General features: G+C 67.8%; 7 protein-coding genes and 1 pseudogene. 2 read left to right on the forward strand and 6 right to left on the reverse strand.

Features of this window, described 5'->3' with window-relative positions; translation table 11 throughout:
- A pseudogene (locus GA0115233_RS23625) lies at positions 1-312 on the forward strand (transposase); the annotation flags it as partial.
- A 96-nt stretch (positions 313-408) separates the two neighbouring features.
- Here GA0115233_RS23625 and GA0115233_RS23630 read toward each other — a convergent pair.
- The 6 genes from GA0115233_RS23630 to GA0115233_RS41850 form a co-directional block, all read right to left on the reverse strand.
- Positions 409-873 carry an NUDIX hydrolase gene (locus GA0115233_RS23630; RefSeq protein ID WP_093722285.1) on the reverse strand — a complete coding sequence of 155 codons (465 nt, stop codon included), beginning with the start codon at positions 871-873 and terminating at the stop codon, positions 409-411.
- A 511-nt stretch (positions 874-1,384) separates the two neighbouring features.
- Positions 1,385-2,560: a bifunctional class I SAM-dependent methyltransferase/NUDIX hydrolase gene (locus GA0115233_RS23640; RefSeq protein ID WP_093722286.1), complete on the reverse strand. Its 1,176-nt coding sequence runs from the start codon at positions 2,558-2,560 to the stop codon at positions 1,385-1,387.
- 31 nt (positions 2,561-2,591) lie between these two features.
- Complete coding sequence (locus GA0115233_RS23645) at positions 2,592-3,356, reverse strand: NUDIX domain-containing protein (protein WP_255310321.1); 765 nt, start codon at positions 3,354-3,356, stop codon at positions 2,592-2,594.
- Positions 3,357-3,623: 267 nt separating this feature from the next.
- Positions 3,624-4,892, reverse strand: coding sequence for a M15 family metallopeptidase (locus tag GA0115233_RS41170; RefSeq protein WP_255310322.1), 1,269 nt, complete (start codon positions 4,890-4,892; stop codon positions 3,624-3,626).
- Positions 4,889-6,376, reverse strand: coding sequence for an NUDIX domain-containing protein (locus GA0115233_RS23660; RefSeq protein WP_093722288.1), 1,488 nt, complete (start codon positions 6,374-6,376; stop codon positions 4,889-4,891). The genes GA0115233_RS41170 and GA0115233_RS23660 overlap by 4 nt, the downstream gene beginning before the upstream one ends.
- Before the next feature lie 10 nt (positions 6,377-6,386).
- The gene (locus tag GA0115233_RS41850; RefSeq protein ID WP_313895791.1) at positions 6,387-7,094 is read right to left on the reverse strand and encodes a hypothetical protein; all 708 of its coding nucleotides are present in this window, start codon (positions 7,092-7,094) and stop codon (positions 6,387-6,389) included.
- 1,080 nt (positions 7,095-8,174) lie between these two features.
- Between GA0115233_RS41850 and GA0115233_RS23675 the strand changes: the two genes are divergently transcribed.
- Positions 8,175-13,277 carry a DUF6531 domain-containing protein gene (locus GA0115233_RS23675; RefSeq protein WP_141689560.1) on the forward strand — a complete coding sequence of 1,701 codons (5,103 nt, stop codon included), beginning with the start codon at positions 8,175-8,177 and terminating at the stop codon, positions 13,275-13,277.
- Positions 13,278-13,302: the final 25 nt, after the last annotated feature.

Below are 13,302 nucleotides of genomic sequence, written 5' to 3' on the forward strand. Positions count from 1 at the left end.
TAGCGACTGCGGGAGCAGTTCGAGGGCGTGATATGGCGGTTCTAGACGGGCGGTCAGTGGCGGGAGATGCCGCAGGAGTTCGGTGCCTGGTCGACCGTCCGCAACCGCTTCCGGCAGTGGCGCGACGCCGGTGTCTTCGAGGTCCTCCTGGAGGGCCTGACCGCGGAAACGGCGAAGCGGGGTGAGATCGATCTGTCCCTGGTCAGCATCGACTCCACCACCGCGCGCGCTCACCACGACATGGCCGGGATGCACCTGGGCGAGGACGTCCTCGGCGCACTTGAGAAGGCTGCCGTCGAGGCGGAGAAGGCCGAGTCAAAAGGGGCAGCCTCGATGGCCAGAGGCAGGCCGACGTAGCCTTGGCCGGTATCACTATGCGCAGCCGTTTGGGCGGTGCGTCGACCACGGTCACTCGATCGATCGAGGCAGGTCGGCGGCCAGCAGACGCTCGTGAAGCTCGCCCAGCGCTGTGCGGTTGCTGTCGAATCGCAGCAGGTCGTTAGCCGCCTTGTAGCCCAGCCATTGGGCGGCGGTGTGTTCGTCAGAGAGCTTGATCTCGATGTCGGTGAGGTCCGCAGCGAACGAGTACTCAGGCACAACGTAGGTTCCCGTCGGCCAACTGTTCCGATCGGCGAAGAAGCGTGCGGGGATGCTGGCGGTGGTCTGTAGTGGGTAGAGCGCGACTGGGCGGTCGAGGCCGAGCTCTTCGCGCGCCTCGCGGACGGCGGCCTGCTGCGGGCTCTCGCCTGACTCACCGCCGCCGGCGACTGCCTGCCAGACGTCCATGTCCTCGCGGCGCAGAACGGCGAATTCGATCTGCTCGCCGACCCGGCGGAACGGGATTACGAGGATTTGGAAGGGTGCTCGGGGCATGTGAATCTCCTTGGCCAGGAATCGGATGGAACGCGGGTGGTGGGGCTCTGATGCTCCGCCTCGCGGAGTTGGACGTATTTGTCGTGGATCTTCTCCACTGCACGTACGACATCGGCGAGTTCCGATGGGTCGTCGAGCAGAATGCCCGACCCGGCGGCTTGGCCGAACAGCACCAGCCTGGTGCATCGTCGAGCGCCTCGGCGACGGCAGCCACAGACGCGTCGGGCACCAGGCGATTCGTGCGAAGGGCAAGGTCAGCCCACATGCGGTCCTCCCGGCGGGGCGAGAGCGGCTTCAACGGCGCGGGCGTGGACGGTGCCCTTCCGCTCTAGGCGGGCTGCGGCTCGCGGGGCAGTCGACGATGGTCATGTGCCGGCCATGCGGGCGGATCCCGCCGTCGACGACCGCGGCGATCCCAGCCCCCCGTGGTCAGCCCCAAGGCGGCGTACCGGGGGTGCGCACTTCGTCGTGTCACGGGAGGGCACCGGGGCGGCTTGTCGGTCAAGACGGCCTACTTGGCTGGGGCGAAGGCAGTGAAGTGCGCCGGTGGATGGTCGACGGGAAGGTCGGGCCGCCAGGACGTGAGGATCTGGGCGCTGCATACGAACAGGCCGTCGGGGAGCTGATCGAGCGGGTACCACGCCCAGTCGCCGACGCTCTCGTCTGGCTGCGTGGTTGGCCGACCTTGCCAAGCGTGGACGAGCGCGCCGACGGTAATCCGCAAGACACCTTCGACGTGGTCGACGAGTGTGCCCAGCAGTTCCACGTCGCTGCTCCGAGCGACCAGACCGGTCTCCTCGGAGAGCTCTCGGACGACCGCGTCCTCGAAGGACTCCCCGGCGGCTTCCACGCTTCCGCCTGGCAGTTCGAGTGTGCCGCGGCGGTGTCGGCCCAGCAGGATGCCCTGCTCGCTGAGCAGGATCGCGCCGACGCCGACGGCTGCGTGGGCGGCCGGGGCTCGGGTGCTGCGGGGTCGGCTAGAGACGCGCGCAGGCCGGTCTGGAAGGCGTCGGGCGCGGATGAGCTGCTGGATGACCGTGGTGCTCTCGTCGGGATGTGGGAACAGATCGATGGCTTCGACGCGGAAGCCGTACTCGGTGAGAAGGTCCTCCCACAGCTGCGGTGCTAGGACCCACATTTGCGTCGGCAGGGGCGGGTCGTTGCGCAGCAGGATCATCTGCTCGCGCGGTGCCACTTCGGTGGACGGGCCGCGTCCGTGCAGGTCGGTGTGCAGGAGCGAGAGGATCAGCGGGGCGCCGGAACGCAGGCCGTCGCGCAGTGCCGGCAGCGAGCGGTGCGGGTCGATGAAGGCGAGCGTCCCGATCGCGTACGCGGCGTCGAACGGCTTGACTCCGGCCAGGTACTCGGCCATGTCTGCATGGACGAACTCCACGCCGTCCACGTCCGCGTGGGTGCTGACGGCGCGTTCGTGCTGGGTCGGGGACAGCTCGATGCCGGTGACGCGCGCTCCGTGTTCCTGGGCGAGGTGGACGGCGTGGTGGCCGGCCCCGGAGCCGATGTCCAGAACGCGGCGACCGGTGATGTCGCCGAGGACTTCTGCTCCCGGCCCGATCTCTTCCCAGGGTGTCCAGCCGAGCCGCTCGGGGACGGGCGGGGTGTAGGAGTGAGCGAGTTGGCGCTGGCCGTAGATCTGCCAGGCCCGGGTGTTGGTCTCCTCGGCGGGCACGGTTGCCCCCTGGTGGGCGGGTGTTCAGGGGTCAGGTGTGCGTGATCAGGTAGGCGGGGCCCTCGCCGCGCCGGGCTTGCTCGATGGCGTTGAGGCGGGCGAAGGTGCGCGGCGCCATCAGCTCCTGCCAGGTCGCGAGGTCGTGGACGGCCCACATGTCGTGCTCGGCGGGATCGAGCCGGATCCGGCCGAGTTCGTCGGCGGCCAGCCGCCCTCCGTCGAAGATGAGCCCCACCTTGTTCAGCGGCAGGCGCGGCCCGGCGTGCAGGAAATGCGTCAGGAGCAGCCTCGGTGTGCCCAGACCGAGTTCGAGGCCGGTCTCCTCGACCGCCTCGCGCCGGGCGGTCTGCAGCGGGTCCTCGCCGGGGGCGTCGAGGTTGCCGCCCGGGAACTGCCAGAGTCTGGAGCCGTAGACCGAGCGGAGCTGGACCGGCCGGTCATGCTCGTCGCGGATGTAAAGGCAGCCGTACACCGTGTGGTGGGGGACAACGTGTGCGTACTCCTCAGCCGTCATCGGCATGGGGCGGCCGGGCCGCGCCGGACGGTGGTCGAAGGAGAGGGCGAGAACGCCAAGGGCTTCCTTAGCCGGCGGGTAGATGTCGCGGAGGTTGGTGAGCAGCTTGCTGGGCGGTCCGTCCGGGTCGATGCGACGGGTATCCTCCGAGCGGAGCAGGGCCTCGAAGGTGGAGTACGGGGTGATCCGCTGCACGATGACGTCGAGTTCCCGTCCGGTATCCCGGTCGTGGAAGACGACTGTGTCGCCGACGCCGATGTTGCGCTTGTTCGTGCTGGCCACCCTCACTTCGATGGTTTTGCGACCTGCTTCCACTTGCCGGTAGTACCGCCCGAGCAGGTGCATGTGGGGTGTTCGGGCGGTTCGACTGGGGCCGACGGGCTGGGAACGGCTTGGAGCTCCTGCTGGGTGTCGTCGGGCATATGAGCCTCCGTTCGATGCTTTCCGTCCGTCACGTTTGTGGTCGTGACCGGCGTTGGAGCGGTGGCTGCGCTCCTGCGTCTCCGGATCGGGGTGGGCGGCGAGGGCGTGGACGGATTCGCCGACGCGCTAATGCAGTTCGATCGGTCCGTAGCGCGCGTGCGGCTCCTGCCGCATCAGTGCGTCGTACCGGTCCGCTGCTGAGAAGTGCCAGAACTCGGTCCCGTAGTTTGTAAAGCCCGCGGTCTCCATGGCGTTGAGCAGCGTCGTGCGGTGGTGGCGCGCGTGGTCGCTGAGGTTCGGGGCGTGTGTGAAGCAGGCGCCGTCGCTCTCCTCCGGGGAGGCATTGACGCGGGTGCCGAGGTCGAGTTCGTGGCCGTCCTGGTCGACGAGGGTCACGTCCACGGCCGCGCCGGCGGAGTGGGGCGCGATCTCCGGCGGCGACACGTACCGGCTGGCGGCCTGGTGCAGCTGCTCGGCTGTCCAGCCGGGATGGGCGGCGGCCAGCTCGTCCCGGTACTCGGTGAAGTAGCGCTGCTGGAGGGCAAGCGGCCGGTAGCCCTCGATGAACAGCAGGTCGGTGCCGGCGGGCAGGAACGAGCGGGCGTGTTGCAGCCGGGCCAGGACGCCCTCGCGGACGTGGGCGTACGCGCCCAGCGGATCCTGTTTGCGGGGGTCGACGCGGAAGCCGTGGTCCCGGACGTCGACGAGCGGTTCCCCGCACTCGTGCACCGGGATCGCGGCGACCCGCGGATCGGACATCAACACCAGAGGGTTCATCGAGTCTCCCTGTGACTGCTTGCACTGCGGTGGCGGGACTGAGGAGGCAGAGGCCAGATCGGTTTCGCGCACGATCCGCGCGACGGTGTCCTGCAGAGTGCTGTCGGCCTGGATCACGGTCTCCAGACCGCCGGGCAACAGGTCCTGCTCGCGGTACCAGGAAGCGAGGTGGTCGTCGGTGACTTGCGCCAGGTAAGCGGCATCCGCCTTCGATGCGTGCCGGACCAACGTTGCCTCCAGGGGCACGTCCAGGTAGTAGCAGCCGGAGACGCCGCGGTGGTCCCGTACCAGAGTTGTGATCATGTGGCTGTAGCGGTCGGCGTACAGGATGCCTTCGAGTACGACGTGGAAGCCGGCGTCGAGGGCTTCGCGGGCGATCCTGCCCAGCAGGGCGATGTTGGCGCCGCGCGCGGTGTCGTGTTCCCTGAGCACGTTCCGGCGGATCATGTCCTGGCTCACGATCGCGATACCGCGCCCGTAATGGTCTCGCAGGCCCTGGGCCACGCTCGACTTGCCGGACGCCGAGTTGCCGCGGATCACGATGAGGCGGGTGTCCGGACGCCCGGTCGCAGTCGTAGCGGACGCGCGACTTGGGGCGCCGCCCGGGGTGCTGGTCATGCGGGCCAGCCCGTCTCGCTGTACAACTCACCGTTCTGGATCTTCTCGATGGCCACCCGGGTGTAGGGGACGAGGTCTTCGGGGAGGGCGGCGGGGTCCCAGAACTTCCACGCGGTGCACTTGTCCGGCTCTCGCAGCTCCGGCTCGCCGCTCCAGGCGCGAGCACGGAAGAACAGGCCCATGCGGGGCCGGTCCCCGACGCGGTCGATGTGGTGCACGACGTGGACGAGTTCGACGTCCTGGCGCTCGATGCTCAGGCCGGCTTCTTCCCGTGCCTCCCTGATCAGGCAGGCGATGGCGTTCTCCTGCTCGCAATGGCCGGCCAGAACGTGCCAGGTCGACGGCGCGAACGCGGAGTTGGGGTGACGCAGCCCCAGCAGAACCGTCCCGTCGGGGCGCTCCAGGTAGAGGTGGACGCCGATGACGTTGAGGACCGTGCCGCTCGGCGAAGCCGGGCGACGCTCCTCGGGCGAGGAGAGACCGCTCTGCGGCGCGGCACTGGCCGAGAGGCTGGCGGCGTGGCGCCGTACGAGGTCGCTGGTGGTGTCGGCGATGCGCAGGCGGTGGAGGTCTGAGGGGGTGAACCAGGCCAGCATCACCCCCTCGGTCAGCCGGAGTTCGCGGGGATCGCCGTTCCAGCGGCCGGCGTAGATGGCGATGGGTACGGTCGCGCTGTCGTCGTTGGAGGCGTACTCGGTGCCGAACGGAGTCAGGTCGGCGAGGTCGAGTCCGGCTTCCTCGGCCAGTTCGCGCCGCACGGTGTGTTCCAGGGAGGCGTCCTGGGGCTCTCGGCCGCCGCCCAGCAGGGACCACATGCCCGGCTCCCAGATCTCCCCGGGAAAGTAGTCGCGCAGGTGGAGCAGGTACTCGCCGCGGTCGTTGTAAATCAGGGCGGAGGCGTTGGCTGTCTCCGGTTCAGTCATTGCTGGGAGCTTGAGCAGCTTCTCGCGCAGGGGCGGTTGAGTCACTCGGTCCACGGGACGCCATTCGATGCCACCGACCTCATCCTCCTGCAGAACGACTGGCACGTCGGTCGTGGTGTGCAGGCGGAAGAGGAACCGGAGATCGAAGTGCTGGTGTCCCGGTTCGCCTTTGCGGGGATGGGCATCGATGTCGTGGATGTCGATGTCGAACGGCACAGTCTCATAGCCGGGCCACGCTGTGACGGCCTGGGGCGGGATCCCGGTCTCCTCGTGCAGCTCCCGCAGCGCCGTTGCTGCCAAGGACTCGTCGGCGGCCTCGGCGTGGCCGCCGGGGACGAGGAACTTCCCGCTCGCCAGGTGCAGCACGTGCAGGACGCGGCCGAGGTCGTCGACGACGATCGCGCCGCAGGTGACGTGTCCGGTGAAGGTGGAGCGGCTGGCGATCTCGTCGCCGGTCTGGTCGAGGCCGTTCAGGAAAGCGCCGAGCTGCTCGCGCTCGTGGGGGTTGCGCGCGAGGTATGAATCGACGGTGGTGCGGATGTGATCGTGTGACAACGGCATAGCGGTTACCTCAGAGGGAAGGGCGCGGGAGGAGTCGAGGCGGGGTGGGTGGTCGGGTCAGCTCAGCCGCATCCCCTCCGCCGGGATCTCCTCGACGGCGGCGGTGCACGCGATAGGCAGCCCCCACCGCTTGTGTGCTGTCTCTGTCGCGAGCTGGGCTTGCCGAGCTCCGGGCGGGCCTCAGCCCAGCAGGGCCGCGGCCTGGGCGGGGTGGCGAGGAGGCGGGCGAAGGGGGCGGCCGGTGGCGGTGCCGACAGCAGGAGGGCGCGTTGTAGCCGCCGGAGCCGATCTCCAGAACACGGTGGCCGGGCTGGATGCGGGCGGCTTCGAGCATGTCGGCCTGCAGCCACGGCGCGGAGAGGGAGCTGGTGATGGTGCCGTCGTCGCTGTGTCGGGTGGGGACGATGTCGTTGGCGTACGCAGCGGTGAGGGGGGTTTCGGGGCCAAAGGCATGCCGCGGCACGGTGCGGAAGGCGCGCTCGACAGCGGCGGAGCGGATGTGGCTGTCGGCGCGGAGCTGCTCGACGAGCTGCCGACGAAGCTCGCTTGCGTCGGTGACTTCGATATCCGGTGAAGTCGTCACGGCATTCCTTCCGGAGTTGATCGGGCGGTTGGGGCGTGGTGTGAAGGGAGCAGGAGTGGGCCGGTGTCTCTGCCCGGCGGACCGGTGGCTTGGCGCGGCCCGGTGATCATGTAGGGCCCATCGCTTCGTGCACACCGCGGCCTCCGGGAAGGTCGGAATCCGGATTTGTTGCGCACCGGCTGCGTCGGTTGGGGGTGCGCATTCGTTCGTAAGATCCAGACCCTGTGGTCACTGTCCGTTATTGATCCGAGACTCACTTGGCTCTACCGGAATCTGCACCGGGCGGCACGCGGGTGTGGCCCGCTGGGCCGCCCGTGATGCCTTATTCTCGCTGCTGCCGGTCGGCTGGTGACGGATCGGATGGGCGCTCTCTCGCTGGTGTGGATGTGGGAGTTGGTCACGAGCGGGCTGGGGCAGCCAGCTTCTCGCCGGCCGCTCTCGGCATGACCAGTGGTACGCGGCGCAACTCGTCGAGCGTGTGCTGGCCTGCTCTATGGGTCACGCTGCTTCAGCTGCCGCCAACAGGCCCGTCCGGAAACCAAATACCGGTTGTCGTGGCCACCGCCCGACCGAGGCTCCGACGGATCGGCAAGCCCCCATCGGAGCAGCCGAATCACCCTTGCCGGACATTCGGACTGACATCGCTGCGATCATTTTGCAGCCTTTCAGGAGGTCTGTTCCCTTTGCGCAGGGGACAGCTTCCTGATCCTTCAACTTCCTGGCGTGCGAAGCCGCTTGTTCCGCGTTCCGCGATCTACGTACCGTCCTCTCCGCGATCTTCATGGACCGTACACGTTTCGGATCGCTGGGCTACATGCCGCGGCTGCGGTGTGAACAGGGGGAGCTGTGCTGAGCGCTGTGTCTGCGCGTGTGCGTGTGCTGATCGTCGCCCTTGTGCTGTGTGTGGTTGCGGGCGGCGGCTGGCTGATCCGGGTCACCGCCGACGGTTCCGGGGACGGTGGCGAAGACTACGCTTACCGAGGGCCGCAGCCTGCCGCTCAGCAGAAGGCGGTGACGCCTCAAGAGCGGCGTGAGCAGACCCGGGACCGGGCGAAGCCGACGAAGCCGCACGGCCTGCCCACGACCAAGAGCAAGCCGGCCACGGCAGAGCAGATCGCGCTGCTCAAGCAGAATCAGCGGAACTTGGAGTCGGCTGGCCCGAAGGCGGAGCCGACGCCTGCCGGATCCGGCAGCAGTGTCAGACAGGCATCGTTCGTGAGTACCGCGAATGCCGCAGCCGCGTCCTATACCAGTGGGGCGCTGTACCAGGTGACAGCGGACCCGTTCGGGAACACGGCTGCCCAGCAGGGCGGTTGGCTGATAGCGCTGGGCAACTACATCGGTGCGGCGGTGCCGGGTGAGCCGTTGCAGGTGTCGGCGGCGATCTGGCAGACCGGAGGCGCCGATGACGAGGTGCACCCGGTCAAGGTCAGTTGGAAGGTCGACTACTACGGCTGCCGACTGAGCCAGGAGGACAATCAGTACTTCGACTTCGGCCAGACGGTCGATGCCCCGACGCTGAACACCGACAAGGTGTTCCCGGTGGCAACCGCGTCGTTCACGGTACCGACGACGGAGTGCACCCAGGATTTGCCGAGCCTGGAGATCTGGGTCTGCACGTCCGTGATGGACGAGCCCACGGGCGAGGAGTCCTGCGGCGTCTCGTACAACATGTTCTACATCGTGCCGTCCCTGCCGGAGGGGGCCGCGTGCAGCGCGGTGTGCGGGGACGCGTCCGGTGCGGTGGGTACGACGGTGATGCGCGCCGACCCGGTGAACACCGCGACGGGTGCGTTCACGGAGGCGTTCACCGATGCCCAGGTTCCGGCACCGGGGGTGCCGTTGATCGTGGGCCGGGTCTATTCCTCCGACAACACCGTAACTGGTGCGCTGGGCAAGGGCTGGCAGTTGCCCTGGGAAACCCGGCTGCAGTTCGAGTCCGGCGGCGATGCGGTGCTGATCGGTGAGGGTGGCACCCGGCACACCTACGCCAAGGAGTCCGACGGGTCGTTCACCACGCCGAGGGAGTCGCGTTCCACGCTGGCCGCGGACGGCGACGGCTACAAGGTGACGGCCGCGGACCACACGGAGTACTCCTACAACGCGTCGGGGCGGCTCACGGCGTGGAAGGACCGTACGGGGCGCGGTTTGAGCCTGTCCTACACCGGCACCCAGCCGACAAGGATCACGGACACGGTGGGCCGCACGGCGACGCTCGCCTACAGCGGGGATCTGCTGGACAAGGTGACCCTGGCAGACGGCCGTGTGGTCGACTACGGATACACCGACGGTCGGCTGACCAGCGTGACCGGCCTGGACGGCAACACCGAGAGCTACGGCTACGACGCTGCCGGTCTGCTGGACTCGGTCACCGACGCGCGCGCCAAGACAGTCGTCACCAACGCCTACGACGCCCAGGGCCGGGTGACCTCACAGACCGACGCCCTCGGTGCTACCACGAAGTTTGCGTACACGCAGAACGGCCCCTTCGACCAGGTCGACATCACCGCCCCGGACGGCGGGGTGTGGACGGACGTGTACTACGACAACGTCCTGTTCACGCAGCTGGATCCGTTCGGCAACGGCAGTACCTACCGCTACGACCAGTTCTTCAACCGCACCAGCGCGGTGGACGCCGAATACCGCAAGACCACGTGGACCTTCGACTCGGCGGGACGGTTGAAGCGCCGTGCCAACTCCGCCTCCAGCGAGGAGTGGACCTACGACGCCAACGGCAATGTCGCGAGCCATGAGGGCGGCGAGTACGACGAGACGCTCTTCGGGTACAACGCCGACAACCAGCTGACCTCGGTCACGGACCCGCTGGGCAAGCAGTGGGCCGTGCAGTACGACAGCGCCACCGGCCTGCCGGAAACGGTCACCACGCCGCGCGGCAAAGCCACCCTGTACGGCTACGACAGTCTGGGCAACCTGGCCTCGCTCACGTCCGCCGAGGGGCGCAAGACCACCTACACGTACTACCCCTCGGGCCAGGTCAAGACGGTCACCGACCCGCGCGGCAACGTCGAGGGCGCGGACCCGGCGAAGTACACCACCAGCTACACCTACGACGATGCCGACCGCGTCACCTCGGTCACCGACCCGCGTGGCAACACCACCGCCTACGCCTACGACAAGACCGGCAACCTGCACCAGGTCACCGACGCCAAGAACCGCACGACCGTCTACGACTACGACGACGCGGGCCGCCTGACCACGGTGACCGACCCGGCGGGCAAGACCACACTCGTCGGCCACGACAAGGCCGGCCGGACGACCTCGGTGACCGACCGCACCGGCGCGACGACCACCTACACCTATGACAAGGCAGGCAACCCGACCGCACTGGTCACCCCACGCGGCAACGTCGAGGGCGCCACGAAGGCCGATTACACCTGGACCATCGGCTACGACAAGGTCGGCAACCGCAAGACGGTCACCGACCCCCTCGGCAAGACCACCGCCTTCACCTGGGACGCGGACAACCGGCCACTCACGGTCACCGACCCGCTCAGCCACACCCGGCAGGCGCGCTACGACGACAACGGCAACCTCACCAAGATCTACGACGCCCTCAACCAGATCACCGCCCAGCTCGCCTACGACGACAACGGCCGCCTGCTCTCCTCCGCCAGCAACGACGGCTACAAGACCACCTACGAGTACGACGACGACGGCAACCTGACCGCCCAGGTCACCCCCGAGGGCGAACGCACCACCTACGGCTACGACGGCGACGGGCTGCGCACCAGCATGGTCGATGCCCGCGGCAACGTCACCGGCGCCGACCCAGCCAAATACACCTGGACCTTCGGATTCGACAAGGCCGGCAACCCCACCACGGTCACCGACCCCCTCGGCAACAAGCAGAGCGCCGGCTACGACACCGCAGGCAACGTCACCTCGGTCTCCGACGCCCGCGACAAGGCGACGCTGTACGAGTACGACGAGCTCAACCGCCCGATGACGGTCACCGCCCCGGACGGCGGCATCACCAACCTCGGCTACAACACGGCCGGATACCTCACCACCCGAACCGACGCCAACACCCACACCACCACCTACGGCCGTGACGCCGAGGGCCGCCTCACGGCACTGACCAACCCGCTCGCCAAGACCGTCACCTACGACTACGACCCGGACGGCAACCGCCAGAAGATCACCAACGCGCGCGGGCAGACCATCACCACCACCTTCGACGCCCGCAACCTGCCCACCGCCGTCGCCTACTCCGACGGCACACCAGGCGTGAGCGTCACCTACGACGATGCTTCCCGCCCCACCGGCGTCACCGACGCCACCGGTACCCGCACGCTGACCTACAACAACGACAACCAGGTCGCGACGATCACCGCACCGGGCGCGTCCAAGCCCTTCAAGTACCTGTACAACACCGACGGCACCCTCAAGTACCGGTACGACCCGCAGGGCGACTCGACTTATTACACGTACGACAAGAACAACCGGGTCAAGACCCAGAAGTTCAACTCCAAGACGGTCACTTACACGTACGACGCGGCCGGCCACCTCACCGGCGCGGCGTTGCCCACCACCACCGCAAGCAGCGAGACCCGCACCTTCGACGCGGCCGGACGTCTCGCCACGGCCACGACGCCGGCTGGCACCCACACATACAGCTACGACGCCAACGGCCGTGTCACCGCCGACCAGCCCGGCACCGGCTCTCCGACCCGCTATGCCTACGACGACACTGGCCGTCTGACCCGTACCTGCACGGACTCCTCCAACACCCCCTGCCTGACCGGCAGCAGCGGCACCACGCACGACTACGACCAGGTCGGCAACCTCACCGAGTCCGCCATCGACGGCACCACCACGACGTACGACTACGACGCCGCCGACCAGCTGAAGCAGACCGTCACAGGCACGGCCACCACCGCCTACGGGTACGACGCCGACGGCAACCAGACCACCGACGGCACCGACACCTACACCTACGACCCCGTCGGCCGGATCAAGACCGCCACCCTCGGCAGCGGCACATACGGCTTCCTCTACGACGCCGACGGCAACCGCACCGTCACCACCGCCAACGGCGCCACGACCCGCACCACCCACTGGGACCTCAACAACCCGCTGCCGCAGATCGCCACTGAGACCAACGCCTCCGGCACCCTGCTCGGCCAGTACCAGCACGACCCGGTCGGTCTGCCACAGTCCATACAGGTCGACGGTAGTGACTACTTCCTCACCCACACCCGCCAGGGCTCCACCGACGGCGTCTACGACAGCACTGGCGCCCCGACCCAGAGCTACAGCTACACCCCTTGGGGCCAGGCCACCGCCACCGGCGACGGCCAGGCCAGCCCCTTCACCTACACCGGCCAGTATGCCGACCCCGTCCTGCCTGACCGCATGCTGCTGCGGGCCCGCTCCTACGACACCACCCAGCAACGCTTCACCAGCGTCGATCCCCTCCTCGCTGCAGCCGACAACCCCAACCAGTCCCCCTACAACTACGCAGACAACGACCCCACCAACCTCGCCGACCCCACCGGGCAATGCCCGATGTGCATCGGGGCAGTCATCGGCGGCCTCATCGGCGGCACCGCCTACGCCTTCACCCACGAAGGCGACTGGAACTGGGGAGACTTCGCCGCCGCCACCGGACAAGGCGCAGTAGTCGGCGCCATCGGCGGCTTCCTCGCCCCCGCCGGCACCGCCCTCGCCACCCAACTCGGCCTCCAGGGCGGCCGCGCCCTTGCCGTCGCCACCGTCACCGACGCCGCCATCGGCATGGGCCTCACCTGGGCCATCAACACCGCCCAATGCCAGCCCACCACACCCACCGACCTCATCGTCGGCGCCCTCACAGGTGGCCTCGGCAACTTCGTCAAACCCGCCTGGGGAGCCCTCAAGGGCATCCGACTCTTCCCTGCCAAGGTCAAGGTCTATGCAGGTAATCCGCCCATCAGCCTCTTCCGGTCCCCCCTCAAGGGCAACCGTGCAACCGAAGCGCGGGGGCTGAATGCGGGCAACCATCCCTCATATCAATCCTCAGATGGGCGCATACACGAGGGAACCGCCTATCTTGGTGAGAGTGATTTGGTGGCAGAGCGCTACGCCGCACAGGGAATATACGAAAACGGCTACCATGAGTTCGTCATGAAGCCCGGCTTCTTGAAGGAATTTCATCCTGACCGATATCGTCGAACGCACGACAACAGGCCAGGGCAATTCCAGTGGATTATTCCTACGTCGGAGATTCCGCGTTTCAATGAGCAGATCGATGACGTGATCTGGTGGAATTATCAGCCGGGAATTGGTGCGTGGACAGATGACGGAAGGTTGCGCTGATGGGCAGTAGACAGCAGGAATGGGA

Source organism: Streptomyces sp. DI166, assembly GCF_900091315.1.
GTDB lineage: Bacteria > Actinomycetota > Actinomycetes > Streptomycetales > Streptomycetaceae > Streptomyces > Streptomyces fuscus.